Annotated in this window: 1 protein-coding gene; it reads right to left on the reverse strand. The window is 36.0% G+C overall.

The annotated features are described in order from the left end of the window. A partial coding sequence (locus ACMA47_RS25150; protein WP_413931998.1) for a peptidoglycan-binding protein LysM occupies positions 1–434 on the reverse strand: 434 nt, incomplete at its 3' end. Positions 435–470: the final 36 nt, after the last annotated feature.

Consider the following 470-nt stretch of genomic DNA (forward strand, 5'->3'; position numbering starts at 1 on the left):
GTTAAGGCACTTCCAAGAGGAGCATTGGTAACTAAATTCTGATCCGTTGCAGATAAAACTACAGTATTTTTTGTCCCGCCCATTGTTCCGGCAGCTGTTGCTGCTTTAATTGTCAAAACATTGACTGGGATTAAGTTCGTTCCATTCATGAAACTAGCACCTCCTGCTTTTACTTTAACATTAAAGTTCTTTGTGGAAGTAACTTTCAAAGAGTTGGCTTTGGTGATGGTCTGATCAGAGTTGTAGTCTGCTGCAGTAACATAATTAAAATCTACTGTATTACCAATGGCAGTACTTCCTGCGTCAATAGAGATTACATCGTTCAGAGTAATGTTTACAGTTGTGGTTGCTGTAGTATTTTGAGCTTGAACATTACTAGTTCCAAATATGATAGCTCCAAAAGTTAAGGCTGTGATTACGATTTGTTTTTTCATGATGGTAATATTTTATTGTTATTTTTTACTTAATTG

It is taken from the genome of Chryseobacterium sp. T20 (assembly GCF_047345655.1).
GTDB lineage: Bacteria > Bacteroidota > Bacteroidia > Flavobacteriales > Weeksellaceae > Chryseobacterium.